The 25,623-nt window shown below is 74.4% G+C and carries 22 protein-coding genes and 1 pseudogene; 21 read left to right on the top strand and 2 right to left on the bottom strand.

The features are described 5' to 3' along the window. Positions 1-501 (bottom strand): annotated as a pseudogene (locus B5D80_RS15215) (hypothetical protein); the annotation flags it as partial. Between the two features lie 108 nt (positions 502-609). Between B5D80_RS15215 and B5D80_RS15210 the strand changes: the two are divergent. Beyond that, complete coding sequence (locus B5D80_RS15210) at positions 610-1,740, top strand: hypothetical protein (protein ID WP_088644525.1); 1,131 nt, start codon at positions 610-612, stop codon at positions 1,738-1,740. After that, positions 1,737-2,756: an HAD-IIA family hydrolase gene (locus B5D80_RS15205; RefSeq protein WP_088644524.1), complete on the top strand. Its 1,020-nt coding sequence runs from the start codon at positions 1,737-1,739 to the stop codon at positions 2,754-2,756. The genes B5D80_RS15210 and B5D80_RS15205 overlap by 4 nt, the downstream gene beginning before the upstream one ends. A gap of 72 nt (positions 2,757-2,828) precedes the next feature. On the opposite strand, the gene B5D80_RS15200 is transcribed toward B5D80_RS15205, so the two are convergent. Beyond that, positions 2,829-3,164 (bottom strand): SCP2 sterol-binding domain-containing protein, encoded by a 336-nt coding sequence (locus tag B5D80_RS15200; protein WP_088644523.1) that lies wholly within the window; start codon positions 3,162-3,164, stop codon positions 2,829-2,831. Positions 3,165-3,276: 112 nt separating this feature from the next. Between B5D80_RS15200 and B5D80_RS15195 the strand changes: the two genes are divergently transcribed. The 19 genes from B5D80_RS15195 to B5D80_RS15105 all read left to right on the top strand — a co-directional run bounded on the left by B5D80_RS15195 (position 3,277) and on the right by B5D80_RS15105 (position 25,442). Further along, on the top strand, positions 3,277-3,972 hold the full coding sequence (locus tag B5D80_RS15195) for a phasin family protein (protein WP_245854597.1): 696 nt from the start codon (positions 3,277-3,279) through the stop codon (positions 3,970-3,972). Between the two features lie 22 nt (positions 3,973-3,994). Beyond that, the gene (locus B5D80_RS15190) at positions 3,995-4,267 is read left to right on the top strand and encodes a hypothetical protein (RefSeq protein WP_088644532.1); all 273 of its coding nucleotides are present in this window, start codon (positions 3,995-3,997) and stop codon (positions 4,265-4,267) included. Between the two features lie 18 nt (positions 4,268-4,285). Then, positions 4,286-5,131 carry a TlyA family RNA methyltransferase gene (locus B5D80_RS15185; RefSeq protein ID WP_088644522.1) on the top strand — a complete coding sequence of 282 codons (846 nt, stop codon included), beginning with the start codon at positions 4,286-4,288 and terminating at the stop codon, positions 5,129-5,131. A gap of 109 nt (positions 5,132-5,240) precedes the next feature. Next, a complete protein-coding gene (locus B5D80_RS15180; RefSeq protein ID WP_088644521.1) occupies positions 5,241-6,125 on the top strand; it encodes an NAD kinase in 885 nt (294 codons plus the stop codon). Between the two features lie 159 nt (positions 6,126-6,284). Beyond that, positions 6,285-8,042, top strand: coding sequence for a DNA repair protein RecN (gene recN / locus B5D80_RS15175; protein WP_088644520.1), 1,758 nt, complete (start codon positions 6,285-6,287; stop codon positions 8,040-8,042). Between the two features lie 119 nt (positions 8,043-8,161). Continuing rightward, positions 8,162-9,340 (top strand): putative cytokinetic ring protein SteA, encoded by a 1,179-nt coding sequence (steA, locus tag B5D80_RS15170; protein WP_088644531.1) that lies wholly within the window; start codon positions 8,162-8,164, stop codon positions 9,338-9,340. A gap of 27 nt (positions 9,341-9,367) precedes the next feature. Continuing rightward, positions 9,368-10,303 (top strand): copper transporter, encoded by a 936-nt coding sequence (locus B5D80_RS15165; protein WP_088644519.1) that lies wholly within the window; start codon positions 9,368-9,370, stop codon positions 10,301-10,303. Between the two features lie 58 nt (positions 10,304-10,361). Then, positions 10,362-11,228 carry a hypothetical protein gene (locus B5D80_RS15160; RefSeq protein ID WP_088644518.1) on the top strand — a complete coding sequence of 289 codons (867 nt, stop codon included), beginning with the start codon at positions 10,362-10,364 and terminating at the stop codon, positions 11,226-11,228. 1 nt (position 11,229) lies between these two features. Continuing rightward, complete coding sequence (gene murJ, locus B5D80_RS15155) at positions 11,230-12,900, top strand: murein biosynthesis integral membrane protein MurJ (RefSeq protein WP_088644517.1); 1,671 nt, start codon at positions 11,230-11,232, stop codon at positions 12,898-12,900. After that, positions 12,897-14,072, top strand: coding sequence for a glycosyltransferase family 4 protein (locus tag B5D80_RS15150; protein WP_088644516.1), 1,176 nt, complete (start codon positions 12,897-12,899; stop codon positions 14,070-14,072). Before murJ ends, B5D80_RS15150 begins: the two co-directional genes overlap by 4 nt. After that, complete coding sequence (locus B5D80_RS15145) at positions 14,072-16,495, top strand: hypothetical protein (RefSeq protein ID WP_245854595.1); 2,424 nt, start codon at positions 14,072-14,074, stop codon at positions 16,493-16,495. Before B5D80_RS15150 ends, B5D80_RS15145 begins: the two co-directional genes overlap by 1 nt. Positions 16,496-16,620: 125 nt before the next feature. Continuing rightward, positions 16,621-18,402 carry a CTP synthase gene (locus B5D80_RS15140; RefSeq protein WP_088644515.1) on the top strand — a complete coding sequence of 594 codons (1,782 nt, stop codon included), beginning with the start codon at positions 16,621-16,623 and terminating at the stop codon, positions 18,400-18,402. Next, a complete protein-coding gene (locus B5D80_RS15135) occupies positions 18,399-19,004 on the top strand; it encodes an NUDIX domain-containing protein (protein WP_088644514.1) in 606 nt (201 codons plus the stop codon). The genes B5D80_RS15140 and B5D80_RS15135 overlap by 4 nt, the downstream gene beginning before the upstream one ends. 341 nt (positions 19,005-19,345) lie before the next feature. Further along, on the top strand, positions 19,346-20,461 hold the full coding sequence (gene ald / locus B5D80_RS15130; protein ID WP_088644513.1) for an alanine dehydrogenase: 1,116 nt from the start codon (positions 19,346-19,348) through the stop codon (positions 20,459-20,461). A 59-nt stretch (positions 20,462-20,520) separates the two neighbouring features. Continuing rightward, positions 20,521-21,537 (top strand): site-specific tyrosine recombinase XerD, encoded by a 1,017-nt coding sequence (locus B5D80_RS15125; protein ID WP_088644530.1) that lies wholly within the window; start codon positions 20,521-20,523, stop codon positions 21,535-21,537. 171 nt (positions 21,538-21,708) lie between these two features. Further along, positions 21,709-22,632 (top strand): ParA family protein, encoded by a 924-nt coding sequence (locus B5D80_RS15120; protein ID WP_088644512.1) that lies wholly within the window; start codon positions 21,709-21,711, stop codon positions 22,630-22,632. A gap of 140 nt (positions 22,633-22,772) precedes the next feature. Continuing rightward, a complete protein-coding gene (locus B5D80_RS15115) occupies positions 22,773-23,672 on the top strand; it encodes a segregation and condensation protein A (RefSeq protein WP_425437210.1) in 900 nt (299 codons plus the stop codon). After that, the gene (scpB, locus tag B5D80_RS15110) at positions 23,672-24,685 is read left to right on the top strand and encodes an SMC-Scp complex subunit ScpB (RefSeq protein WP_144081675.1); all 1,014 of its coding nucleotides are present in this window, start codon (positions 23,672-23,674) and stop codon (positions 24,683-24,685) included. The genes B5D80_RS15115 and scpB overlap by 1 nt, the downstream gene beginning before the upstream one ends. Next, entirely contained in the window at positions 24,672-25,442 is a 771-nt protein-coding gene (locus B5D80_RS15105) for a pseudouridine synthase (protein WP_088644511.1), read from the top strand. The genes scpB and B5D80_RS15105 overlap by 14 nt, the downstream gene beginning before the upstream one ends. Positions 25,443-25,623 lie beyond the last annotated feature (181 nt).

Raw genomic sequence — 25,623 nt, 5'->3', positions numbered from 1 at the left:
GGCGATCGTCGTGAGGGTGGTTTCCGGTCTGGTCCGCGTGACGGTGACTCCCGTGAGGGTGGTTTCCGTGGTGGGGACCGTCGCGACGATTCGCGTGGTGACCGTGGTGGTTTCCGGTCCGGCCCGCGCGAGGGCGGCTTCCGCGGTGGCGACTCCCGCGAGGGCGGCTTCCGGGGCGGCGACCGTCGGCCCGGTGGATTCGGCGGCGACCGTCGTGAGGGCGGCTTCCGCGGCGGCGATCGCCGCGAAGGTGGCTTCGGCGGTGACCGTCGTGAGGGTGGTTTCCGGTCCGGTCCGCGTGACGGCGACTCCCGGCCCGGTGGTTTCCGGTCGGGTCCGCGTGACGGCGACTCCCGGCCCGGTGGCTTCCGCCGCGACGGTGACTCCCGCGAGGGTGGCTTCCGGGGCGGTGACCGCCGCGAGGGTGGTTTCCGCAACGACGACTCGCGCGGCGGTGACCGTCGTGAGGGCGGTTTCCGGGGCGGCGAGCGCGGCGGTCACGACCGGCCGCGCCGGGACGACCAGCGGGGGGACGACCGTCGTCGGGAGGGCGGGTTCGGCCCCGACCGGGAGCGTCGGGACGAGACCGACGGCCGGGCGGTCGCGCCGGTGCTGCCGGACGAGATCTCCGCGAGTGACCTCGACACGGCCGTCCGCGCGGAGCTGCTGTCGCTGAACAAGCCGGTGGCGGAGACCGTCGCCCGGCACCTGGTCGCCACCGGTCAGCTGATCGACGAGGACCCGGCGGAGGCGCTGGCCCACGCGATGGCCGCCCGGCGGCTGGCCGCCCGGATCTCCGCCGTACGTGAGGCGGTCGGTCTGGCCGCGTACCACGCGGGGGAGTGGCAGACGGCGATCGCCGAGCTGCGCACGTACCACCGGATGACCGGGTTGCAGAGCCACCTGGCCGTGCTGGCCGACTGCGAGCGGGCGCTGGGGCGGCCGGAGCGGGCGATCGACCTGTTCCGGGGGGCCGACAACGACAAGCTCGACAAGGCTGTCGCGGTCGAACTGCTGATCGTCGCGGCGGGCGCCCGGGGTGACCTGGGGCAGAAGGACGCGGCGGTGGCGATGCTCCAGGTTCCGGAGCTGACCACCGACGTGGCCGAGCCGTGGACCGCGCGGCTGCGGTACGCGTTTGCCGACGCGCTGCTAGCGGTGGACCGCCGCGAGGAGGCCCGGGAGTGGTTCTCGCGGGCCGCCGACGTGGACACCGACGGTGAGACCGATGCCCCGGAGCGGCTGCTGGAACTCGACGGCGTGGTGATCGAGGGCGACGACGAGGACGACGAGCCGGTAGAGGAACCCGCCGCCGGGGCCACCGGCGCGCTGCCGGCCGACCCGGACGCCGGGACCCGGCGGGCCGCCGACGACCGTGACGAGGACGACTTCGACGACGACGAAGACGACGTTGACGACGTCGACGACGAGGCTCGCGACAGCCACGACGACCGCGAGGACGAGGACGAGGACCGGGACGGCGACGGTGCCGCGCCGAGTGGGCCGGACGCCGACCGGGACACCGCCGACGCCGACCAGGATGTCCGCGACGCCGACCGGGACGACCCTGCCGGTGACGATCTGCCCACCGGTGCCGCACGCGACGCCGGCGACATCGCGGGCGCGTCGGCGGACGACCGGCCCGACACCGTCGCCTCCCCGGCCGCTGACGCCGACGACGCGACGGCTCCGGGCGGGGTGAAGTCGGTCGACGGCGCGGCGGGGGCGGACCAGCGATGACGGCGGCCGCCGGGGACCGGCTGATCGACGGGTACGCCCTGGTCGTCTTCGACCTGGACGGAGTGATCTACCTGATCGACCGGCCGATCCCCGGTGCGGTCGAGGCCCTCGGCGCGCTGCGGGCCGAGGGCCGGTCGGTGGCGTTCGCCACGAACAACGCCTCGCGGCGCTCCAGCGAGGTCGCCGACCTGCTCACGGGCATCGGCGTACCGGCTGACCCGGCGGAGGTGCTCACCTCGGCCGCCGCCTCCGCGGAGCTGCTGCGGGACCGGCTGCCGGCCGGCGCGGCGGTGCTCGTCGTCGGTGCCGAGGCGCTGCGCGCCGAGATCAGCGCCGTCGGGCTCACCCCCGTCGACCGCGCCGACGCCGCGCCGGTCGCCGTCGTGCAGGGGTACGGCCCGCAGGTGGGCTGGGTGGACCTGGCCGAGGCGTCGGTGGCGATCCGGGCCGGGGCGACCTGGGTGGCCACCAACACGGACCGGACGCTGCCGAGTGGACGGGGGCCGCTGCCCGGCAACGGGTCGCTGGTGGCCGCGCTGCGGCACGCCCTGGACCGGGTGCCCGACGTGGTGGTCGGCAAGCCCGAGCCGGCGCTGTTCACCACGGCCGCCCGGCGGGCCGGCACCGGCCGCACGCTGGTGGTCGGTGACCGGCTGGACACCGACATCGAGGGTGCCCGCCGGGCCGGGCTGGACAGCCTGCTGGTGCTCACCGGCGTCAGCGACGTAGCCGAGCTGTTGGGTGCCCCCGAGCAGCGGCGGCCGACCCACGTGGCGGCCGACCTGGCCGGGCTCTTCGATCCGACGGCGGTGGTCCGGGTCCCCGGCACCCCGCAGGCCGGTGGATGGTCGGCGGCGGCGGTGGACGGTGCGGTGGAGTTGCGCGGTGCCGGCCGGCCCCTGGACGCGGTGGCCGTGCTCTGCGCGGTCGCCTGGGAGACGGGCACCGGAGCGGACGTCCGCCCGGCCTCCCCGGAGGCGGAGCAGGCGCTGGCCGGGTTCGGCCTGGCCACCTGAGGCACGCCACCTGACGGTGGAACGGGCCGGCACCGGGCATCGGTGCCGGCCCGTTCGTCGCCGGGCGGCCGCTCAGAGCAGCTTGCGCAGTTTCAGCAGGTCGAACGGGCTGGCCTTGATGGAGACCCGGCGGGCCGCGACCGCCTTGGTGACGTCGAGCTGGCCGTGCACCAGGGCGACCAGGTCGTCACTGGAGGTGGTCAGGGCGATCTTCGCCTTGGGGTCGTCACCGTCGGCGAGATCGACCAGCCGTCCGCCTTCGATCCGGCCGTGGAACGCGGTCTCCAGATCGGTGATCCGGCAGGCCAGGGTCCGGTCCAGATCGATCTTCCTGGCGGCGTCGGCGTGCCGGTCCAACCGGTCGGCAAGATCCCGCAGGGCCTGTCGGCACTCGTCCACGCTTGCCACATCGTCTCCTTCGTACCCGCCACGCCGTTTTCCGGCACCGTACCGCAAGGGACGGCTCGGGGCGCCCGGTAGCGTGAGGGCCGCACACTGCCCCCGCGGAAGGACTTGAGTCATGCAGGACGCGTGGCGCGCCTACCTGGAGCTGGCCCTGGGCCTGACGGAGGCGCCCCGGAAGAGGGCACAGGACGCCGCCCGGCGGTTGGCCGGCACGGGCGGCGCGACGGCCGTCCAGTTGCAGGCGCTCGCCGAGGAACTCCTCGCCACCGGCGCGGCGAACCGGGAGGCGCTGACCAAGCTGGTCCGCTTCGAGGTGGACCGGGCGCTCGGTGCGGTGGGGCTGGCGACGGCCGACGAGGTCGCCGAGCTGACCCGCCGGGTGCACGAACTGGAACGGCAGCTCCGTGAGGCGAAGGGCGTGCCTGGGGTGTCGCCGGCCGGTGACGCGGCACCGGATACGACCGTCCCGCCGACCGGCGGCGCGGGGATGGGGTCCGGGGCCGACCCGACGGCCGGGCCGACTCCCGCGGCGGCGGCCGGGACCGTCCGACCGGCGACCGGGGCGGTGACGAAGAAGGCCGTCGCCAGGAAGGCGGTGGCGAAGAAGGCGGTGACCCCGACGACGGTGGCGACGACGGCCCCGAAGGCCGTGGCCAAGAAGGCGGTCGCGAAGAAGGCGGTGGCGAAGAAGTCCGGGTCGGCGGCGGACGCGGTCCCGTCGCCCACCGGGTCGGCCGGAGCCGGCGGGGATGCTCCCCGCCCCGGGAAGGTGACCCCCGGCCACGACGGCGGCTCCGGTGGTGCCGCGTGAGCCGTCCCGTGGGAAGCCGGCCGTGACCGCCCCGTTCCGCCCCGGTCCGCCGCCGGCCGGCCGGCCCGGCCCGCCGGCTGCCCGTCCCGGTCCACCGCCGCATGTGGGCCGGCCCGGCCCGCTGCCGGTCGTGGGGCGCGACGACGAGGTCGACGACGCCCGGCATCCGGCGGTCGACGCCGCCGTGCGGGCGATGGCCAACGCCGAGGGCCTGTCCCCGGCCGACCAGATCGCGCAGTACGAGGCGGCTTACCAGACGTTGCGGGAAACCCTCGCCACCATCGATCAGACCTGACCGGAGAGAACCACCCCCATGGCACGTCGTACCCGGCTCGACGCCGAACTCGTCCGTCGCGGCCTGGCCCGGTCCCGGGAGCAGGCCGGAGCGTTGATCGAGGCGGGTCGGGTGCAGTTGCGCGGGGTGCCCGCGCGCAAGGCGGCCGCGATGGTCGACCCGGCCGATCCGCTGCTGGTGACCGGGGCGGACCCGATCGACGAGTACGTCTCCCGGGGTGGGCACAAGCTGGCTGGCGCGCTGGCCGCCTTCGGTCCCGGCGGGTTGCGGGTGGCGGGCCGGCGGTGCCTGGACGCCGGGGCGTCGACCGGGGGGTTCACCGACGTGCTGTTGCGCGCCGACGCGGCCGAGGTGGTCGCGGTGGACGTCGGCTACGGGCAGCTCGCCTGGTCGCTGCGGACCGACGAACGGGTACGGGCGATGGACCGGACCAACGTGCGGACGCTGACCCCGGAGGTGATCGGTGGGGCGGTGGACCTGACCGTGGCGGACCTGTCGTTCATCTCGCTGCGGTTGGTGCTGCCCGCCCTGGCGGGCTGCACCCGTGGCGACGGTGACCTGGCGTTGATGGTCAAGCCGCAGTTCGAGGTGGGCAAGGAGCGGGTCGGCGCGGGCGGGGTGGTGCGTGATCCGGCGCTGCGGGCCGAGGCGGTGCTGGCGGTGGCGGCGACCGCGGCCGGGCTCGGGCTCGGCCTGGCGGACGTCGCGGCCAGTCCGCTGCCGGGTCCGAGTGGCAACGTGGAGTTCTTCGTATGGTTGCGCCGGGACGCGCCACCTGCCGATCCCGGGCGGGTGCGCGCCGTGGTGGACGCCGGGCCGAACGGCCCCGGGCCGGACCCGGCGTCGGGGAGGGTGGCAGGGTGAGCGTGGTGGGCGGCGTCGGGACGGTGCCCCGTGGGGGCGGACGGGAGGCGGGTCCGGTGGACCTCAGCGATGGTGGGGCTGGCCGGGTGCGGGGCGGGCGGTGGCACCGGTGAGCCGGACGGCCCTGCTGGTGACGCACACCGGGCGGCGGCGCAGCACCGAGCACGCCCGGGCGGTCGCCGCCGACCTGATCGCGGCCGGTTTCGAGGTGCGGGTGGTGGCCGAGGAGGCCGAGGATCTCGACCTGCCCGGGGTGGTGCCGGTGGACGGTCTCCAGGCGGCGGAGGGTGCCGAGATCGTCTTCGCGCTCGGCGGGGACGGCACGTTCCTGCGGGCGGCGGAGCTGGCCCGGCCGGCGAAGGTGCCGCTGCTCGGGATCAACCTGGGCAAGGTGGGTTTCCTGGCCGAGGCCGAGATCGACGATCTCGACACGGCGGTGCGGGACGTGGTGGGGCGCAACTACACGGTGGACGAACGGCTCACCCTCGACGTCACGGCCGAGTTCGACGGTGGCCCGACGATCGAGTCGTGGGCGCTCAACGAGATCAGCGTCGAGAAGGGCGAGCGTGCCCAGATGCTGGAGTTGCTGGTCGACGTGGACGGTCGCCCGTTGTCCCGGTACGGCTGCGACGGTGTGGTGTGCGCCACGCCCACCGGTTCGACGGCGTACGCGTTCTCCGGTGGCGGGCCGGTGGTCTGGCCGGAGGTGGAGGCGCTGCTGCTGGTGCCGATCAGCGCGCACGCGCTGTTCAGCCGGCCGCTGGTGACCGCGCCGACGTCCACGTTCGTCATCACGGTCGATCCGTTCACCACGTTGGCGGTGCTGTGTTGCGACGGTCGGCGGGTCTACGACCTGCCGCCGGGGGCGACGGTGACGGTGCGTCGGGGCGCACTGCCGGTGCGGGTGGTGCGGTTGCGGGACCGGCCGTTCACCGACCGGCTGGTGGCGAAGTTCGATCTGCCGGTGCAGGGTTGGCGCGGTAGCCGCCGCTGATCCCGTCCCGGGCGGGGCCGGTGCGGGTGTCCGTGGTCACCTGCGGGGCCGTCGACCAGCGGCGCTGTGCCGGTGGCCGGGCGGTGGAGGATTTCCTGCCGGTGCGGTGCCCCGTGCCGGCTGGTCAACTGTCGCAGCACGCGTCTACTGTCGGGTGCTGTGCTGGAAGAGCTGCGGATCACCGGACTGGGCGTCATCGAGGACACCACCCTGCCGCTGGCCGGCGGGATGAACGTCATCACCGGTGAGACCGGTGCCGGCAAGACGATGGTGGTGACCGGTCTCGGCCTGCTGTTCGGCGGGCGGGCCGACGCGGGTCGGGTGCGGGCCGCGCCGGGGCGGGCGACGGTCGAGGGGCGGTTGCGGCTCGACGGCCGGGTGGCCGACGTGGTGCACGCCCGGATCGTCGACGCCGGTGGGGGGCCCGACGACGACGGTTCGCTGCTGATGAGCCGGACGGTGACGGTGGAGGGGCGGTCCCGGGCGCATCTGGGTGGCCGCAGCATGCCGGTGTCGATGCTCGGCGAGGTCGGCGAGCAGGTGGTGGCGGTGCACGGCCAGTCCGACCAGTTGCGGCTGCTGCGGCCGGCCGAGCAGCGGGCGGCGCTGGACCGGTTCGCCGGGCCGGGGCACGAGAAGCTGGTCGACGCGCTGCGGGAGGCGTACGCGCGGTGGCGGCAGGTGGTCGACGACATGGCCGACCGGCGCAGCAACGCCCGCGCCCGGCACCAGGAGGCCGATCTGCTGCGGCTGGGGCTGGACGAGATCACCCGGGTGGATCCGCAGCCGGGTGAGGACGACGAGTTGAAGGCCGAGGCGCAGCGGCTGGAACATGCCGAGGGGTTGCGGACGGCGGCGCAGCTGGCGCACCTGTGTGTGGCCGGTGGGGTGGAGGCGGCCGACGACACGCCGGACGCGACGGCGTTGCTCGGTACGGCCCGGCGGACCCTGGAGGCGCAGGCCGGCACCGATCCGGCGCTGGGCGAGTTGGCCGGCCGGCTGGAGGAGGCGGCCACCCTGGTGGCGGACGTGTCGGCGGAGCTGTCGACGTATCTCGCGGCGTTGGACGCCGACCCGGCCCGGTTGCAGACGATCTACGAGCGGCGGGCGGCGTTGCGGGCGTTGACCCGTAAGTACGCCGACGACGTCGACGGGGTGATCGCGTGGGCGGAGCGGGCGCGGACCCGGTTGTCCGACCTGGACACCTCCGACGAGTTGCTCGACGAGCTGGACCGGGAGGCGCAGCGGCTGGCCGGTGAGGTGGCCGAGTTGGCCGGGCGGTTGTCGGCGTCCCGGCAGGAGGCGGCGGTGCGCTTCGCCGAGCAGGTGACGGTGGAGTTGGCGGGGTTGGCGATGCCGCACGCGCGGATCGAGGTGGCGGTGCTGCCCCGGCCGGCCGGGCGGTCCGAGCCGACGTTGCCGGTCAACGGGGTGGAGTGCGGGGTCGGTCCGGACGGTGCCGACGAGGTGGAGTTGCGGTTGCTGGCCCATCCGGGTGCGCCGTCGTTGCCGTTGCAGCGGGGTGCCTCCGGGGGTGAGCTGTCCCGGGTGATGCTCGCCATCGAGGTGGTGTTCGCCGGTTCGGGCGGTCCGCCGACGTTGGTGTTCGACGAGGTCGACGCGGGTGTGGGTGGGCAGGCGGCGGTGGAGATCGGTAGGCGGTTGGCCCGGTTGGCGCGCAGTCACCAGGTGTTGGTGGTGACGCACCTGCCGCAGGTGGCGGCGTTCGCCGACCGGCACCTGGTGGTGGCGAAGGACACCGGGGGTGCGGTGACGACCAGTGGGGTGCGCGTGGTGGAGGACACCGAGCGGGCCCGGGAGCTGGCGCGGATGCTCGCGGGTTTGCCGGATTCGGATCTGGGTATCGCGCATGCCGAGGAGTTGTTGGCCGTCGCGGCGAAGGAAAGGCGGCCCTGAGGGCAACGATTGTGAGCGGAGGCACACCGGCCTGTGCTCTGGTGTGCTTCCCTGGGTAGGCGGCCCTGCTCAGGCATGTCGCGACGGAAATGCCTGCCTCCCATGCCAGGATGGTCACGATGCGTCTACCCACGTTGCGCCGGGCCCGGAACGCGGAACCGGACTCAGTTCTCGGCACCGCACGTCTGGATCGCCGTACCAAGCGGCTGGTCGGCCGGCTCCGCCCCGGCGACATCGCGGTGATCGACCATGTCGATCTGGACCGGGTGGCGGCCGATTCGCTGGTCGCGGTCGGTGTCGCGGCGGTGCTCAATGCCAAGCCGTCGGTGTCGGGCCGGTATCCCAACCTCGGTCCGGAGGTGTTGATCGGTGCCGGCATCGTGCTGCTGGACGACCTCGGCGAGGGGGTGTTCGAGCGGATCCGGGAGGGTGACACCGTCCGGATCGAGGGCAACACCGTCTTCCTGGGCGACGAGCCGGTCGCGCACGGTGATCTCCAGGATGCCGAGACGGTCGCCAAGGCGATGTCCGACGCCCGGGAGGGTCTGTCGGTGCAGTTGGAGGCGTTCGCCGCCAACACGATGGACTACCTGCGTCAGGAGCGGGATCTGCTGCTCGACGGGGTGGGCGTGCCGGACATCCAGACCCCGGTGCAGGGGCGGCACTGCCTGATCGTGGTCCGGGGTTACGACTACAAGGCCGACCTGGACGTGCTGCGCCCGTACATCAGGGAGTTCAAGCCGGTGTTGATCGGCGTGGACGGCGGGGCGGACGCGCTGGTCGAGGCGGGGTACACCCCCGACATGATCATCGGGGACATGGATTCGGTCACCGACGACGTGTTGCGGTGCGGGGCCGAGGTTATCGTGCACGCCTACCCGGACGGCCGGGCGCCGGGCCTGGCCCGGGTCAACGGGCTCGGGGTGCCGGCGATCACCTTCCCGGCGGCGGCGACCAGCGAGGACCTGGCGATGCTGCTGGCCGACGAGAAGGGTGCCTCGCTGCTGGTCGCGGTCGGTACCCATGCCACGCTCGTGGAGTTCCTGGACAAGGGGCGCGGGGGGATGGCCTCGACGTTCCTGACCCGGCTGAAGGTCGGCGGGAAGCTGGTCGACGCCAAGGGGGTGAGCCGGCTGTACCGGCAGAGCATCTCCGGGTCGTCGCTGCTGCTGCTGGTCCTGTCGGCGATCGCCGCGATGGCGTCGGCCGTGGCGGTCTCCACCGTCGGCAAGGCGTATTTGGGTGTGGTCTCCGAGTGGTGGGACAATTTCGTGTTCCAGCTCGGCCAGCTCTTCTAGCTCCCGACCGATCAAGAGGCTGCAAGCGTGATCAACTTCCGGTACCACGTGGTGTCCCTGACCGCGGTCTTCCTGGCGTTGGCGATCGGCCTGGTGGTCGGCACGGCCGCCCTCAACGGGCCGGTCGCCGACTCGCTGAAGGAGACCGTCAACTCGCTGCGCAAGGACAACCAGCAGATGCGGCAGTCGGTCAACAGCCTGCAGAAGGAACTGGACATGGAGGAGGATTTCGCCGCCGAGATGGCGCAGATCATCCTCCCGGGCAAGTTGACCGGCAAGCGGGTCATGGTGCTCAGCCTGCCCACCGGGCGGGAGCACACCGAGGGTGTGCTGAAGATGCTCCAGACCGCCGGCGCCTCGGTGGCCGGCCGCGTCGACATCCAGGACAAGTTCGTCAACCCGGACAACAACACCAGCCTGATGGAGTTGGCCGTCACCGCCGCCCGGCCCACCGCCCCCGCCTCCGCGCTGCCGGGCAACGGCAACGGCGTGGAGACCTCCAGCGCCCTGCTGGCCAGCGTCCTGCTCGACCGGCCGCAGGGCACCCCGCCGGTGACCGACGCCGACCGGCGGGCGGTGCTGGCCGCGTACGTCAACGCCGGCTACCTGACCAGCGAGGAGAAGGTCACCGGCCCGGCCGAGGCCGTGGTGGTGGTCAGCGGGCAGCCGTACGTCGACAAGGACTCGGCGAAGAAGGACGAGTCGGTGGTGAAGATCGCCGAGCAGTTCGACCGGACCGGCGCGATCGTCGTCGGCGGCAACGGTTCCACCGGGGGCAACCTGGTGGCCGTGGTCCGTGGCGACCCGGTGCTCGCCCAGACCATCTCCACCGTCGACAACGCCAACACGGTACAGGGGCAGCTGGTCACCAGCCTGGCCCTGGTGCAACAGCTCACCGAGAAGCGGACGGGTCAGTACGGCGTCGGCGACAACGCCACGTTGGTGCCTAGACTGCCCCAGTGAACGAACCACGTACCCCGCTGACCGGTTACCACCCGTCCGCGCCGTCCGGCGGTGCCGCATGAGCGGGATCGGGCGGCTGCTCGCCGCCGCCGCAGGTGCCGCCGCCGCCCGGTACGCGCTGCGGGAGGCCCGTACCTCCCCGGCGGGGCCGGCGTTGGAGCGGACCAACTTCCGGGGCCGTACCGTCACCCTCGCCGCCGGGCCGGCGCTGGCCGTCGGGGCGTCCGGCGCGGGGGCCCTCGGCGCGGCCAGTGTCCCGGCGGGCGCGGCGGTGCTCGTCGCCGGCCTCGGCGCGGGCGCGGTCGGCCTCTACGACGACGTGGTCGGTGCCCGCCCGGAGCAGAAGGCCGCCAAGGGTTTCGCCGGTCACCTCGCCGCCCTGCGGGCCGGTCGGGTCACCGCCGGGATGGTCAAGGTCGCCGGGGTGGGTGCGGCCGGGCTCGCCGCCGCCGTGCTGCTCGCCGCCGACCCGAAGGTCGCCGCGCACCCCCGCCGGCAGCGCCACGGCGCGCTCGGCCGCACCGCCGACGTGCTGCTCGGCGCGGGGGTGATCGCCGGCACCGCCAACCTGCTCAACCTGCTGGACCTGCGTCCCGGCCGGGCGTTGAAGTCGGGGGTGCTGCTCGGTGTGCCGCTGGCCGGTGGCCCGCACGCCGGTATCGCCGCCGGTGCGGTCGGTGCCGCCGCCGGGCTGCTCGACGAGGACCTCGGCGAGCGGGTGATGATCGGCGACAGCGGGGCCAACGCGCTCGGCGCGCTGCTCGGGGTGGCCCTGGCCGCCCGCACCGGCCCGCTCGGCCGGGCCGGGCTGCTCGCGGTCCTCGCCGGCCTCACCGCGGCCAGCGAGAAGGTCAGCTTCACGGCGGTCATCCAGCGCACCCCGGTGCTGCGGGAACTCGACGCGCTGGGCCGGCGATCCGACTGACGTGACCAGACCGGCCCCCCTCGCCGGCACCGGTCGGGTGGCCGGCGCCGCCGCCCTGATCGCCGTGCTCACCGTCCTGGCCCGGCTCGCCGGGTTCGGCCGGACCGCCGTGTTCACCTGGGTCGTCGAACGCAGCGACCTCGGCGGCATGTACGTCATCGCCAACACCGTGCCGAACATCATCTTCGAGATCGTCGCCGGTGGGGCGTTGGCCAGTCTCGTCGTACCGCTGCTGGCCGGGCCGGTCGCGGCCGGTGACCGGCGGGCGGTGGCCGCGACCACCGGGGCATTGCTGACCTGGACGGTGACCCTGCTGGTGCCGCTGGCGGCGCTGGTGGCGGTGTTCGCCGACCCGGTCGTGGCGGCGATCTCCGACGGGCGGTCCCCGGCGGAACTGGCCGCCGGGGCGCGGATGCTGCGGGTGTTCGCCCCGCAACTGCCGCTCTACGGCATCGGGATCGTGCTCACCGGGGTGCTCCAGGCGCACCGCAGGTTCGCCTGGCCGGTCGTCGCGCCGCTGCTGTCCAGCCTCACCGTCGTGGCGGTCTACCTCGTCTTCGGCGTCACCCAGGGGCGGGACGCGAGCATCGCGCAGGTCAGCCGGGGCGGGGAGCTGATCCTTTCCGGCGGCACCACCCTCGGGGTGGTGGTGCTGTCGCTGTCGCTGTTGGTTCCGCTGCGTCGGCTCGGGTTGACCTGGCGGCCCGGCTACGCGTTCCCCGCCGACGCGCGGGCCCGCGTCGGTGGGCTCGCCGTCGCCGGGGCGGTCACCGTCACCGCCCAGCAACTCGCCCTGGTGGTCATCCTCAACCGGGTCTCCGGCGGCCCGACCGGCTCCCCGCAGGTGTACAACCTGGCCCAGACCGTCTACCTGCTGCCCTGGGCGGTGCTGGCGGTGCCGCTGGCGGTCGCCGCGTACCCGGGCCTGTCGGCCGCCGCCGCGTCCGGCGACGAGCAGGGCTACCGCGCCACGGTCGCCTCGACCACCCGGGGGGTGCTGCTGTTCGGCTTCCTCGGCGCGGCGGCGCTGATCGGCACCGCCGAACCGGTCGGCCGGTTCTTCCCGCTCGGCGCGGAGCCGACCGCCGCCGCGATCGCCGGGTTCGCCCCCGGCCTGGTCGGCTACGGCCTGTTCGCGGTGCTCTCGCGGGCCCTTTACGCCCGGGGTGCCACCCGAGCCGCCACCGCCGCCATCACCACCGGCTGGCTGGTGGTGCCGCTGGTCGCGCTGCCCCTTTCGGCGCTGCTGCCGCGCGCCGACCGGGTGCTGGCCGTCACCCTCGCCAACTCCGTCGGCATGCTGCTGCTCGGGGCGCTGCTGGTCGTCGCCGTACGCCGCAGCGCCGGGCCGGCGGCGCTGGCCGGTGCCGGCCGGGCCGCCACCGCCGGCCTGCTGGCGGCCCTGGTCGCCGCCCCGGCCGGTGGTCTCACCGCCCGGCTGGCCGCCGGCGGCGGCACCCCGACGACAGCCGGGGCACTCGTGCAGGGCATGCTGTCCGGGGCCGTGGTCGGCGCGCTGTTCCTCGCCGTCGCCTGGCTGGTGGACCGGCGGGACGTCGGGCCGCTGCTCACCGGCGTACGCCGTCGGTTGGGCGGCCGGCGACCGGCGGGGAACCCGCAGGACGGCGTTGTGCGCGACGCCGGTGACGGGAAGGAGACCCTCTCCCCATGACCGACGCGACGTCCGCCCCCGACGCCCGGGGCACGGTGGTGCTGCTGCTCGCCTCCAGCACCGGCGGGGTGGGCCAGCACGTCCGGTCGGTGGCGCGCGGGCTCGTCGAGGCCGGCCAGCCGGTGCTGGTCTGCGGCCCGGCCGCCACCGCCGAACAGTTCGACTTCACCGCCACCGGGGCCCGGTTCACCCCGGTGGAGATCTCGGCCAACCCCACCCCCGCCGACGCGCGGGCGGTCACCGCGCTGCGTCGGGCGCTGACCGGCCAGCGGGTGCGGGTGGTGCACGCCCACGGGCTGCGCGCCGGACTGGTCGCCGCGCTCGCCCGGCCACCAGCGCCGCTCGTGGTCACCTGGCACAACGCGGTGCTCGCCGGAGGGCTGCGCGGGCGGCTGTCCCGGCTCGCCGAACGGGTCGTCGCCCGGTCCGCCCGGGTCGCCCTCGGGGCCTCCACGGACCTGGTGCAGCGGGCCGCCGCGCTGGGCGCCACCGACGCCCGGCTCGCCCCGGTCGCCGCCCCGGCGCTGCCCGCCCCGCGTCGCCGCCGCACCGCAGTACGCGCCGAGTTCGGTGTTTCCGCCGGGCAGCCGCTGGTGCTCTCCGTCGGCCGGCTGCACCCGCAGAAACGCTACGACGTGCTCGTCGACGCCGCCGCCCGGTGGCGTACCCGCACCCCGCCGCCGGTGGTGGTGATCGCCGGCAGTGGCCCCGCCTACCTGCCGTTGGCCGCCCGTATCTCCGCCGCCCGCGCCCCGGTGACGCTGCTCGGGCACCGTACCGACGTGGCGGACCTGCTCGCCGGGGCCGACCTGGCGGTGGTGACCAGCGACTGGGAGGCCCGGCAGCTGTTCGCCCAAGAGGCGCTGCGTGTCGGCGTGCCGCTGGTGGCGACCGCCGTCGGTGGGCTGCCCGAGCTGGTCGGCGACGGCGCGCTGCTGGTCCCGCCCGGCGACGTCGACGCGGTCGACGCGGCCGTCCGGTCGCTGCTGGACGACCCGGGCCTGCGCGCCGACCTGGCGAAGCGGGGTGCCACCCGGGCCGCCACCTGGCCCACCGAGGCCGACACCGTCGCCGCGCTGCGGGCCCTCTACACCGAACTGGACGCCGACCCGGCCGGCCGCGCCGGGGCGTCCGCCCCCGGCACCGACACCCCCTCGACGGGACGCGCCTGATGCTGCGCCGATTCACCCCGGTCCTGCTCACCCTGGTCGTGGTGGCGCTCGGGGTCACCGCCCTGGCCGCCCGGCCCGACAGCAGCCCGCCCCGACGCACCGCCGACTACGTGGTGCTGGCCGGGGTGGCGGGGCTGCGCTGGTCGGATGTCGACCCGCAGAGCACCCCGACGCTGTGGCGGATGGCCCGGCAGGGTTCCATCGGGTCGTTGTCGACCCGCTCCGCGCACCGCCCGACGTGCCCGGTGGACGGCTGGCTCACCCTCGGCGCGGGCAGCTACGCGGGCTGGAACGGCAGCCGCCGGCCGGGCGGGTGTCCGCCGGCCTCGGTGACCGTCGAGCAGCCCGACGGGATCGGCGCGAACCTGCCCGACCAGGAGCGGGTGGTCGCCTACAACGCCGACCGGCAGCCCTGGGGCACGGTGCCCGGTTCGCTGTCGGAGTCGGTGCGCTGCTCGGTGGCGGTCGGCCCCGGTGCCGCCGTGGCCGCCGCCCGCCCCTTCGGCCGGGTCGACCGGTACGCCCCGGCGTTGCCGGCCGACCCGGCCGGACTGCTCGGTTCGTGTGTGCTGAGCATCGTCGACCTGGGCACGGTCAGCGGCACCGACCCGGCCGACCGGCGGGCCGACGCCCGGCGGGCCGACGAGGCGTTGGCGAGGGTGCTGGCGGCCCGGCCGCAGCGGTCGCTGGTGCTGGTCGCCGGGGTGTCCGACACGGAGGCGCCGGCCCGGCTGCACGTGGTCGTCGCCGACGGCCCGGGGTGGGAGAACGGCTGGCTCACCTCCGCCAGCACCGGCCGGGAGGGCTACCTGCAACTGGTCGATCTCGCGCCGACGGCGCTGACGGCGTTGGGCCGGCCGATGCCCGAGCGGCTGTTCCTGGGCCGGCCGGCGGTGAAGGTCGAGGGTCGCCCGGACGACCTGGCCAGTGCCATCGCCGCGCCCGCCGACGCCGACCGGGAGGCCGCCGCCCAGCGGGCCGTGGCCGGCTGGTTCTTCGGGTTGCTCGCCGCCGCCCAGATCGCCCTGGCCGTCGCGGTGCTGCCGCTGCTGCGTCGGGCGCGGCGGCTGGCCGGCCCGCACAGCCCGCCACCGGTGTCGCCGCGGATCGTGGCGACCGTGGAGTTGCTGCTGGTCGCCGTCGCGTTGGCGGTGCCCGCGGCGTTGCTCGCCGACGCGGTGCCGTGGTGGCGGGGCGACCACGCGGGGGCGTACTTCGCGGTGGTGACGGTCGCGTTGATCGTCGGCGCGACGGCCCTGGTCCGGTTCACCCCCGGCCACGACCGCACCCTCGGCCCGCTCGGCGCGGTCGCCGGCCTGGCCACCCTGGTGGTCGGCGCGGACGTGCTCAGCGGGGCCCGGTTGCAGCTCAACGGGGTGGTCGGCTACTCGGCCCTGGAGGGTGGCCGGTTCTCCGGCCTCGGCACGGTGGGTCTGGGGGTGTTCCTCGCCGGTTCGCTGCTCACCGCCGGGTGGCTGGCGCAGCGGGTCCGCCGGCAGTGGCGGCCGATGGTGGTGGTGGCGGTCGGCGGGTTGGCCGTGGTGGTGGTCGGCAGCCCCTACCTGGGGGCCGACTCGATCGGCGCGATCGCGTTGACCGCCGGGGTGGCGGTGGCCGCCGCGATCAGCACCGGCGGCTGGCTGACGGTCAGCCGGCTGGTCTGGGCGACCATGGCCGGGTTGGCGTTGACCATCGGGTTCGCGGTGGTGGACCTGCGCCGCCCGGTGGAGGAGCGGGGGGCGTTGGGCCGGTTCCTGACCGCCCTGGGTGAGGGCACCGGCGGGTTGACCGTGCATCGGTCCAGCACGGCCAACTTCCAGACCCTGGTGAACAGCCCGTTGACGGTGCTGGCGGTGGTCGGGGTGCTGCTGGTGTGGTTCGCGCTGCTGCAACCCTGGGGTGGGCTGATGCGGCTGTTCGGCATCTACCCGGCGATCCGGGCGGCGTTCGCCGGCACGGCCCTGGCCTCGGTGATCGCCGGGCTGCTCGGCGGTGCCGCGCTGGACGTGGCCGGGGCGGCCGCGGCGCTGGTGGTGCCGATGGCTGCGCTGGCCTCGCTGCGGGTGCTGGACCACTCCACCGACCGCACCCAGCCGGGCACCGGCCACCCGCGTCCGGTCGGTCCGGGCGGTGGTCCGTCCGGCGGCACCCCCTCCGGCGGCCGATCCGACGACGGTGGGTCGGCTGGTGCGTCCGACGGCACCGACGCCGCGGCGGCGTCCGACGGTACCGCCGCCGAGGCGTCGTCGTCCGAGGGCGGCGGGGCGGGCGGGCCGGTCGACGGCGGGGCCGGCGACCCGGACGTCGGGGCCCGGCCGGCGGGGCGCAGCGGAACACGGGTGCCGGTGGCGCGGACCGCCGCGCCGGGGGTGTCGACCGCGACCGGGGCGGCGGCCGGCCCGGCCGGCGTCGGGACCGGATAGCCCGAGGTCGGGTGCGACGCCAGGTGGCCCCGGGAGAGGTGTTACCGTGGAATCCCGTGGATCGCGTGATCACTTGATCGGCACGGCGGTTCGCACGACCGCTACGGACGACACGGGAGCAGGCCTTGGCCCCTTCAGCACGCACGACCCGGCACATCTTCGTCACCGGGGGCGTCGCCTCCTCGCTCGGTAAGGGCCTCACCGCCTCCAGCCTCGGCAATCTGCTCACCGCACGCGGGCTGCGGGTGGTCATGCAGAAGCTCGACCCCTACCTCAACGTCGACCCCGGGACGATGAACCCGTTCCAGCACGGCGAGGTGTTCATCACCGAGGACGGCGCGGAGACCGACCTCGACGTCGGGCACTACGAGCGGTTCCTCGACCGGGACCTCTCCGGCAAGGCCAACGTCACCACCGGCCAGATCTACTCCGACGTGATCGCCAAGGAGCGGCGCGGCGAGTACCTGGGCGACACCGTTCAGGTCATCCCGCACATCACCAACGAGATCAAGGCGCGGATCGTCGGCATGGCCGACCCGGACGCCGACGGCCAGATCCCCGACGTGGTGATCACCGAGGTCGGCGGCACCGTCGGCGACATCGAGTCGTTGCCGTTCCTGGAGGCGATCCGGCAGGTGCGGCACGACCTGGGCCGGGACAACTGCTTCTACCTGCACGTGTCGCTGGTGCCCTACCTCGCCCCGTCGGGGGAGCTGAAGACCAAGCCGACCCAGCACTCGGTGGCGCAGCTGCGCAACATCGGCATCCAGCCCGACGCGATCGTGCTGCGCTGCGACCGGGAGATCCCGGAGAAGCTCAAGGAGAAGCTGTCCCTGTACTGCGACGTCGACGCCGAGGCGGTCGTCGCCGCCCCGGACGCGCCGAGCATCTACGACATCCCCAAGGTGCTGCACCGCGAGGGACTCGACGCGTACGTGGTGCGCCGGCTCGGCCTGTCCTTCCGTGACGTCGACTGGACCCGCTGGGACGACCTGCTGGAGCGGGTGCACCAGCCGCACCACACGGTCACCGTGGCGGTCGTCGGCAAGTACGTCGACCTGCCGGACGCCTACCTGTCGGTCAGCGAGGCGATCCGGGCCGCCGGGTTCGGCCACCGGGCCCGGGTGCAGCTGCGCTGGGTGCCCAGCGACGACTGCGTCACCCCGGCCGGCGCGGCGGCGGCCCTGGCCGGTGTGGACGGCATCGTCATCCCCGGCGGGTTCGGCGTGCGCGGCATCGAGGGCAAGATCGGCACCGCCCGGTACGCCCGGGAGAACGGGGTGCCGCTGCTCGGGCTCTGCCTCGGCCTGCAGTGCATGACCATCGAGGTGGCCCGCCACCTGGCCGGCCTCGACGCGGCGAACTCCCTCGAATTCGACGAGGACGCCAAGCACCCGGTCATCGCCACCATGGCCGACCAGCAGGACATCGTCGCCGGCCGGGGTGACCTGGGCGGCACCATGCGGCTGGGGGCGTACCCGGCGACGCTGGCCGAGGGGTCGATCGTGGCCGAGGCGTACGGCGCCACGGAGATCAGCGAACGGCATCGGCACCGCTACGAGGTGAACAACGCCTACCGGGACCAGCTCACCAAGGCCGGCCTGCACATCTCCGGCACCTCCCCGGACGGCCGGCTGGTCGAGTTCGTGGAGCTGGACCGCGGCCTGCACCCGTTCTTCGTGGCCACCCAGGCGCATCCGGAGCTGAAGAGCCGCCCGACCCGCCCGCACCCGCTGTTCGCCGGGTTCGTCAAGGCGGCCGTGGCGTACTCGCAGGCCGACCAGTTGCCGGTGGACCTCGACCCGGTGCCCGGTGCGGCGACGACCGAGACGACGAGGAAGACGCAGGCGGCGGCGAAGAACGCGTCCCGCAACGGCGCACCGGCGACGGCGTCGTCCGCGTCGTGAGCGCCGTCGAGCACCGCTACGAGCTGCGTTCCCGGGTGCAGCGGTACGCCGGGCGGATCTTCACCGTGGTCACCGACGAGGTGACCATGCCCGGTGGGGGCACCGCCACCCGCGACTACGCCCGGCACGTCGGCGCGGTCGCCGTGGTCGCCCTCGACGACGCGAGTCAGGTGGTGCTGGTGCGCCAGTACCGGCAGCCGGTCGGCCGGCACCTGTGGGAGCTGCCCGCCGGGCTGATGGACGTCGCCGGTGAGGACCTGCCGGTGGCCGCGGCCCGGGAGTTGGCCGAGGAGGCCGACCTGACCGCCGCCCGGTGGGACCTGCTGGTCGACGTGCACACGTCGCCGGGTTTCTCCGACGAGGTGGTCCGGGTGTTCCTCGCCCGGGAGCTGGCCGAGGTGCCCGTCGGGCAGCGGCACGAGCGGCACGACGAGGAGGCCGACCTGCAGGTCGTCCGGATCGACCTGGACGAGGCGGTCGGCATGGCGTTGGCCGGGGAGATCACCAACGGCCCGTGCGTGGCCGGGCTGCTGGCCGCCGCGCGGGCCCGGGACGCCGGCTGGTCGGTGCTGCGTCGCGCCGACACCCCGCTGCACCGCTGAATCCGTCCGCCGACAGGGGCCGCCGCGGTTCGCCGCGCGGCCCCTGCGTCGTGCGCACACCCCGGCCGGCCCGCTGTGTCACGACGTCGTTGCGGGAGCGTTTCCCGTGCGGCGGTCGGGGCCGCGCGGTGCGACGATGGGTGTGACGCCGAACGGCAGGCCCGCGCGGTATGCCTGACACACCGTCAGGCGCATCGGGCACCGGCTGTCACTGTGCCGCCCGTCGGGGGAGGGCGGCGCGCCTAGACTGCCGCCGGCGGGAACGGTGGACCGCGTCGGCAACGGAGCCGGCGGGGCACCGCGCAGTCCGGGGTGCGGCATCCCGGAGAAGGGTGTCTCACGTGAAGGTCGGAATCCCCCGCGAGGTCAAGAACCACGAGTACCGCGTGGCGATCACGCCGGCGGGCGTCAACGAGTTCGTCCGCCACGGTCACCAGGTCTTCGTCGAGGCCGGTGCCGGCGTCGGGTCCAGCCTCACCGACGACGAGTTCACCGCCGCCGGGGCCACCATCCTCGGCACCGCCGACGAGGTGTGGGACACCGCCGAGCTGGTGCTGAAGGTCAAGGAACCGATCGCCGAGGAGTACCACCGGATGCGCGCCGGGCAGGTGCTCTTCACCTACCTGCACCTGGCCGCGTCCAAGGAGTGCACCGACGCGCTTGTCGACCGGAAGGTCACCGGCATCGCCTACGAGACCGTCGAGCTGCCCGACCGGTCGCTGCCGCTGCTCGCCCCGATGTCCGAGGTGGCCGGTCGGCTCGCCCCGCAGGTCGGCGCGTACCACCTGCAACGGCAGGGCGGCGGCCGGGGCATCCTGATGGGCGGCGTCTCCGGGGTGTACGCGGCGAAGACCGTCGTCATCGGCGCGGGCGTGTCCGGGATGAACGCCGCCGCGATCGCGCTGGGCCTGCAGGCCGAGGTGCTGCTGCTGGACAAGAACGTGGCCCGGCTGCGGCAGGCCGACGCCATCTACCGGGGCCATCTGCAGACGGTCGCCTCCAACGCGTACGAGATCGAACGGGCGGTGCTCGACGCCGACCTGGTCATCGGCGCGGTCCTCGTCCCGGGCGCGAAGGCCCCGACGCTGATCTCCAACGAGCTGGTGTCCCGGATGAAGCCGGGCAGCGTGCTCGTCGACATCTCCATCGACCAGGGTGGCTGCTTCGAGGACTCCCGCCCCACCACCCACGCGGAGCCGACCTACCAGGTGCACGACTCGATCTTCTACTGCGTGGCGAACATGCCCGGCGCGGTGCCGCACACCAGCACCTACGCGCTGACCAACGTCACCCTGCCGTACGCCCTGGAGCTTGCCAACCAGGGCTGGCGCGACGCGCTGCGCCACGACCCGGCCCTGGCGCTGGGCCTGAACACCCACGACGGTCGGGTCGTCTACGGCCCGGTCGCCGAGGCGCACGGCATGGCCACCCTCCCGCTGGACGAGGTGCTGGCCTGACCGGGCGGACGACGCACGCCCCGGCACCCGACGCCGTGCCCCGCGCGACCGGGGACGAGGTGCCGGGGGCGGCAGGTGACGGGGCCGGGGCGGGCGGGGAGCCCGCGCCGGCCCTGCGGCGGGCCGTGCGCGGCTACCTCGACCACCTCACCGTCGAGCGGGGACTGTCGGCGAACACCCTCGCCTCGTACCGGCGGGACCTGGACCGTTACCTGGACACCCTGGCCGCCGCCGGGGTACGCGACCTGGCCGCCGTTGACGCCGGGCAGGTCGAGGCGCACCTGGCCCGGCTGCGCGCCGGTGACGACGACCATCCGCCGCTGGCGGTGACCTCGGCCGCGCGGGCCGCGTCCGCCGTGCGTGGGCTGCACCGGTTCGCCGTCCGCGAGGGCCTGGCCGGCGACGACCCCAGCCGCGACGTGCGCCCGCCCACCCCGGCCCGGCGGCTGCCCCGGGCGCTGCCGGTCGACGACGTGGTCCGGTTGCTGGAGACCGCCGGCCCGGTCACCGCCACCGGCGACGGGGCCGCCCTCGCCCTGCGCGACCGGGCGCTGCTGGAGTTCCTGTACGGCACCGGCGCGCGGATCTCCGAGGCGGTCGGCGCGGCAGTCGACGACCTGGCCGTCGACGAGGGCACCGCCCTGCTGCGCGGCAAGGGCGGCCGGACCCGGCTGGTGCCCATCGGCGGGTACGCCGTCGACGCGCTGCGCGCCTACCTGGTGCGGGCCCGGCCGGCGCTGGTGGCCGCCGGGCGGGGCACCCCGACGGTGTTCGTCAACGCCCGGGGTGGGCCGCTGACCCGGCAGGGGGCGTGGACCGTGCTGCGGCGGGCCGCCCGCCGGGCCGGACTGCCGGTGGACGGGCCGCACGCCGTCTCCCCGCACACCCTGCGTCACTGCTACGCCACCCACCTGCTCGACGGGGGCGCGGACGTGCGGGTGGTGCAGGAGTTGCTCGGCCACGCCTCGGTCACCACCACCCAGGTGTACACGTTGGTCACCGTGGACCGGCTCCGCGAGGTGTACGCCACCACGCACCCCCGCGCCCGCGACGCGGACCCCCCGCCAGCCCGCTGACCGGCCGCTATGCCCGACACGCCGGACCGGTGCCGAACGCGCTGGTCGTCGGTGGCGTAGAGTCGGCATCGGCGCGGACCTCCTGGGCGACAACCGGGGTGCGCAGCGGCGCCGCGAAGGACGTCGGACAGCTCCGACGCCGGGTGGTCGTCGGGAGGGGGCAACGAGGACATGGCTGGCAACGGTGACCGTGCCGACGCCTGGACGTCGGAGCTCCGTGAGCAGCAGGCGTCGCTCGGCGCCGACCTGGGCCCGGCCGATCCGGCCGCCTACACGATGCGCAAGCCGATCCCCGAGCCGATGCCCACCGACCGGCACGGCCCGGCCCGGATCATCGCGATGGCCAACCAGAAGGGTGGCGTGGGTAAGACCACCACCACCATCAACCTCGGTGCGGCCCTGGCCGAGTACGGCCGCAAGGTGCTGCTCGTCGACTTCGACCCGCAGGGCGCCCTGTCGGTGGGCCTCGGGGTCAACCCGCACAACCTCGACCTGTCCGTCTACAACCTGCTCATGCAGGACGACGTCATCGCCGAAGACGTCCTGATCAAGACGGACGTGGCCGGCCTGCACCTGCTGCCCGCCAACATCGACCTGTCGGCCGCCGAGATACAGCTGGTCAACGAGGTCGCCCGGGAGATGGCCCTGGCCCGGGTGCTGCGGACCATCCGCAAGGAGTACGACTACATCCTGATCGACTGCCAGCCCTCGCTGGGCCTGCTGGCGATCAACGCGCTGACCGTCGCGCACGGCGTGCTCATCCCCCTGGAGTGCGAGTTCTTCAGCCTGCGCGGGGTGGCGCTGCTGCTGGACACCATCGACAAGGTCCGCGAGCGGCTCAACTTCGACCTGGAACTCGAAGGCATCCTCGCCACCATGTACGACAGCCGCACCACCCACTGCCGGCAGGTGCTCCAGCGGGTGGTCGAGGCGTTCGGCGACAAGGTCTACCAGACCGTCATCACCAAGACGGTGAAGTTCCCCGAGTCCACGGTGGCCGGTGCGCCGATCACCACCCTCGACCCGGCCTCCTCGGGGGCCCGCAACTACCGGCAGTTGGCCCGTGAGGTGATCGCGGCCCAGGCCGACCGGTAGGTCGGGGTGCACGCCGGGGCGTCCCGGGCGGCGACGACGTCCGGGACGTGGACTACGGTCGTCCGGTGACCGCGCCGCCGCTGGACCCGCCGACGACCCCGCAGCAGCCGCCCGTGCTGGCCGCCGAGGTCGCCGCCGACGTGGCGACCGACCCGGCGGGGGTGCCGCAGGCCGGGCAGAGCGGCGGCTTCACCGTCCGGCTGGCGAACTTCACCGGCCCGTTCGACCTGCTGCTGCAACTGATCAGCAAACACAAGCTGGACGTCACCGAGGTGGCGTTGCACACCGTCACCGACGAGTTCATCTCCTACCTGCGCGCCATGGGCGACGAGTGGGACCTCGACGAGACCAGCGAGTTCCTGCTCGTCGCCGCCACCCTGCTCGACCTGAAGGCGGCCCGGCTGCTGCCGTCGGCCGAGGTGGAGGACGAGGAGGACCTCGCCCTGCTGGAGGCGCGGGACCTGCTCTTCGCCAGGCTGTTGCAGTACAAGGCGTACAAGGAGGCGGCGGCGCACATCGCCGAACTGGAGGCCGTCGGCGGGCGACGCTACCCACGGGCGGTCACCCTGGAAGCCCGGTATGCCGAGGCCCTGCCCGACCTGGTGCTCGGCATCGGCCCGGAGCGGCTGCGCACGCTCGCCGTGCGGGCGATGACCCCGAAGCCGGTGCCCGAGGTGTCCATCGCGCACGTGCACCTCGTCCGGGTCAGTGTCCGGGAACACGCGGCGGTCATCGCCGAGCGGCTACGCCGGGCCGGGATCGCCACCTTCGCGCTGCTCTGTGCCGACTGCGCGATCACCCTGGAGGTGGTGGCCCGCTTCCTGGCCCTGCTGGAGCTGTACCGGGAGGGGCTGGTCGTGTTCGTCCAGGAGGAGGCCCTGGAGGAGTTGACGGTGCGCTGGACCGGTCCCGCCGAGGGCGGCACCGAACTGCACGTCGACGAGTACGCCGGCAGCCCCACAGACCCCGACCCGGCCGCGCCCGCCACCGCCCCCCCGGCCGCCACCACGCCCGCCCCGGTGACTGCGCAGGAGAACTGATGAGCGACGAGGAGCGCCGGGACTCGCTGGCCGACCAGGCCGCCGCCTGGATTCCCCCGTGGGAGCGGCCCGCCCCGCAGCGCAAGCCCGCACCCGGCGCGCCGGACTCCGGGGCCGAGGACGCTCCCGTCCCGTCAGAAACGGACACCGTCGACGAACTCCCCGCTGCGGCGGCACCACCCGCAGCCGACGCCGAGACAGCCGACGCCGAGGCAGCCGACGGCGAGACCGCCGACGGCGAGACAACCGACGCCGGGACGGCCGGTCCCGAGCCTGCTACCGACGGGACACCCGAACCCGGACCTGACGAGGACGTGACCGCAGCCGTCGTGACCGCAGCCGGTGGGGCGGCTGGCAGCGACGCCGGCCCGGAGACGGCGGGGGAGCGGGGTGCGGGGGGCGTACCGAAGCGGCAGCCGGCCGGACGACGGCGGGCGACGGTCGCCCCGCCGCCGGCACCCGAACTCGACGACGCGGAACTGCGCGGCGCGTTGGAGGCCATCCTGCTGGTGGTCGACGAACCGGTAAGCGAACTCGTGCTGGCGCAGGTGCTGGAGCAGCCCCCGGAGCGGATCGGCCCGGTGCTCGACGACATCGCGGCCGGCTACACCACCGCCGGGCACGGGTTCGAGCTGCGCCGGGCGGCCGGCGGGTGGCGGCTGTACACCCGGCCGGAATACGCGACGTACGTGGAACGGTTCGTGCTGGACGGGCAGTCGGTCCGGCTGACCCAGGCCGCCCTGGAGACACTCGCGGTGGTCGCCTACAAGCAGCCGGTGACCCGGGGTCGGGTGTCGGCCATCCGGGGTGTCAACTGTGACGGGGTGCTCCGTACCCTGGTCTCCCGGGGGTTGGTCGAGGAGTGCGGCGCCGAACCGGACAGTGGGGCGTTCCTCTACCGGACCACCACGATGTTCCTGGAGAAGCTGGGCCTGGACTCGGTCGCCGACCTGCCCCCACTCGCCCCGTTCCTCCCCGACGACGTAGAAGAGCTTGCCGATGCCACGCGATAGCCGTTCCCCCAAGCCCGACGCCCCCGTGTACGAGGGCGCCGAGCGCCTCCAGAAGGTGCTCGCCGCCGCCGGCGTCGGTTCCCGACGCGCCTGTGAGGATCTGATCTTCCGGCGTCGGGTGACCGTGAACGGGCGGGTCGCCCAGCTCGGGGACAAGGTCGACCCCGCCACCGCCGTGATCCACGTCGACGGGGAACGCCTCCAGGCCGACAACCGCCTGGTGTACGTGGCGATGAACAAGCCGCGCGGGGTGGTCACCACGATGGCCGACGAGAAGGGCCGCAACGAGCTGGCCGAGTTCATCGGCAACCGGGTCGAGCAGCGGGTCTACCACGTCGGGCGGCTCGACGCCGACAGCGAGGGCCTGCTGCTGCTCACCAACGACGGCACCCTGACCCACAAGCTGATGCACCCGTCGTACCAGGTGCTCAAGACCTACCTGGCCGAGGTGGCCGGGCCGATCCCGCGTAACCTCGGCAAGCGGCTGCTGGCCGGTGTGGAGCTGGAGGACGGGCCGGTCAAGGTCGACTCGTTCAAGGTGGTGGACACCCTGGGGCGAACCGCCCAGGTGGAGCTGAGCCTGCACGAGGGACGCAAGCACATCGTCCGGCGGCTGCTGGCCGAGGTCGGGCACCCGGTGTCCCGGCTGGTGCGTACCTCGATCGGGCCGATCAAGCTCGGTGACCTGCGCACCGGGCGGATCCGGCGGCTGACCAACGCGGAGGTCGCCGCCCTGTTCAAGGCCGTGGGTGACTGACCGGAGTCGCACCGGGTACGTGTGCCGGTAGGCTTCCACGCGGCCCGCGGGCCGGTGGTGGCGTGCGCCGCCCCGGCGGCGCGGAGACACCCGCGAGGCGCGGGCATGATTGACGACGATGGACTACCGCTCAACGGCGCCGGAGCACCGGCGACCCGCGAGATACGGGCTGAGGAGGACA

It is taken from the genome of Micromonospora wenchangensis (assembly GCF_002210435.1).
Taxonomy (GTDB): Bacteria; Actinomycetota; Actinomycetes; order Mycobacteriales; family Micromonosporaceae; genus Micromonospora; species Micromonospora wenchangensis.
The sequence above is the reverse complement of the archived record's forward strand: the minus strand, read 5'-3'. Positions and strand labels throughout refer to the sequence as shown.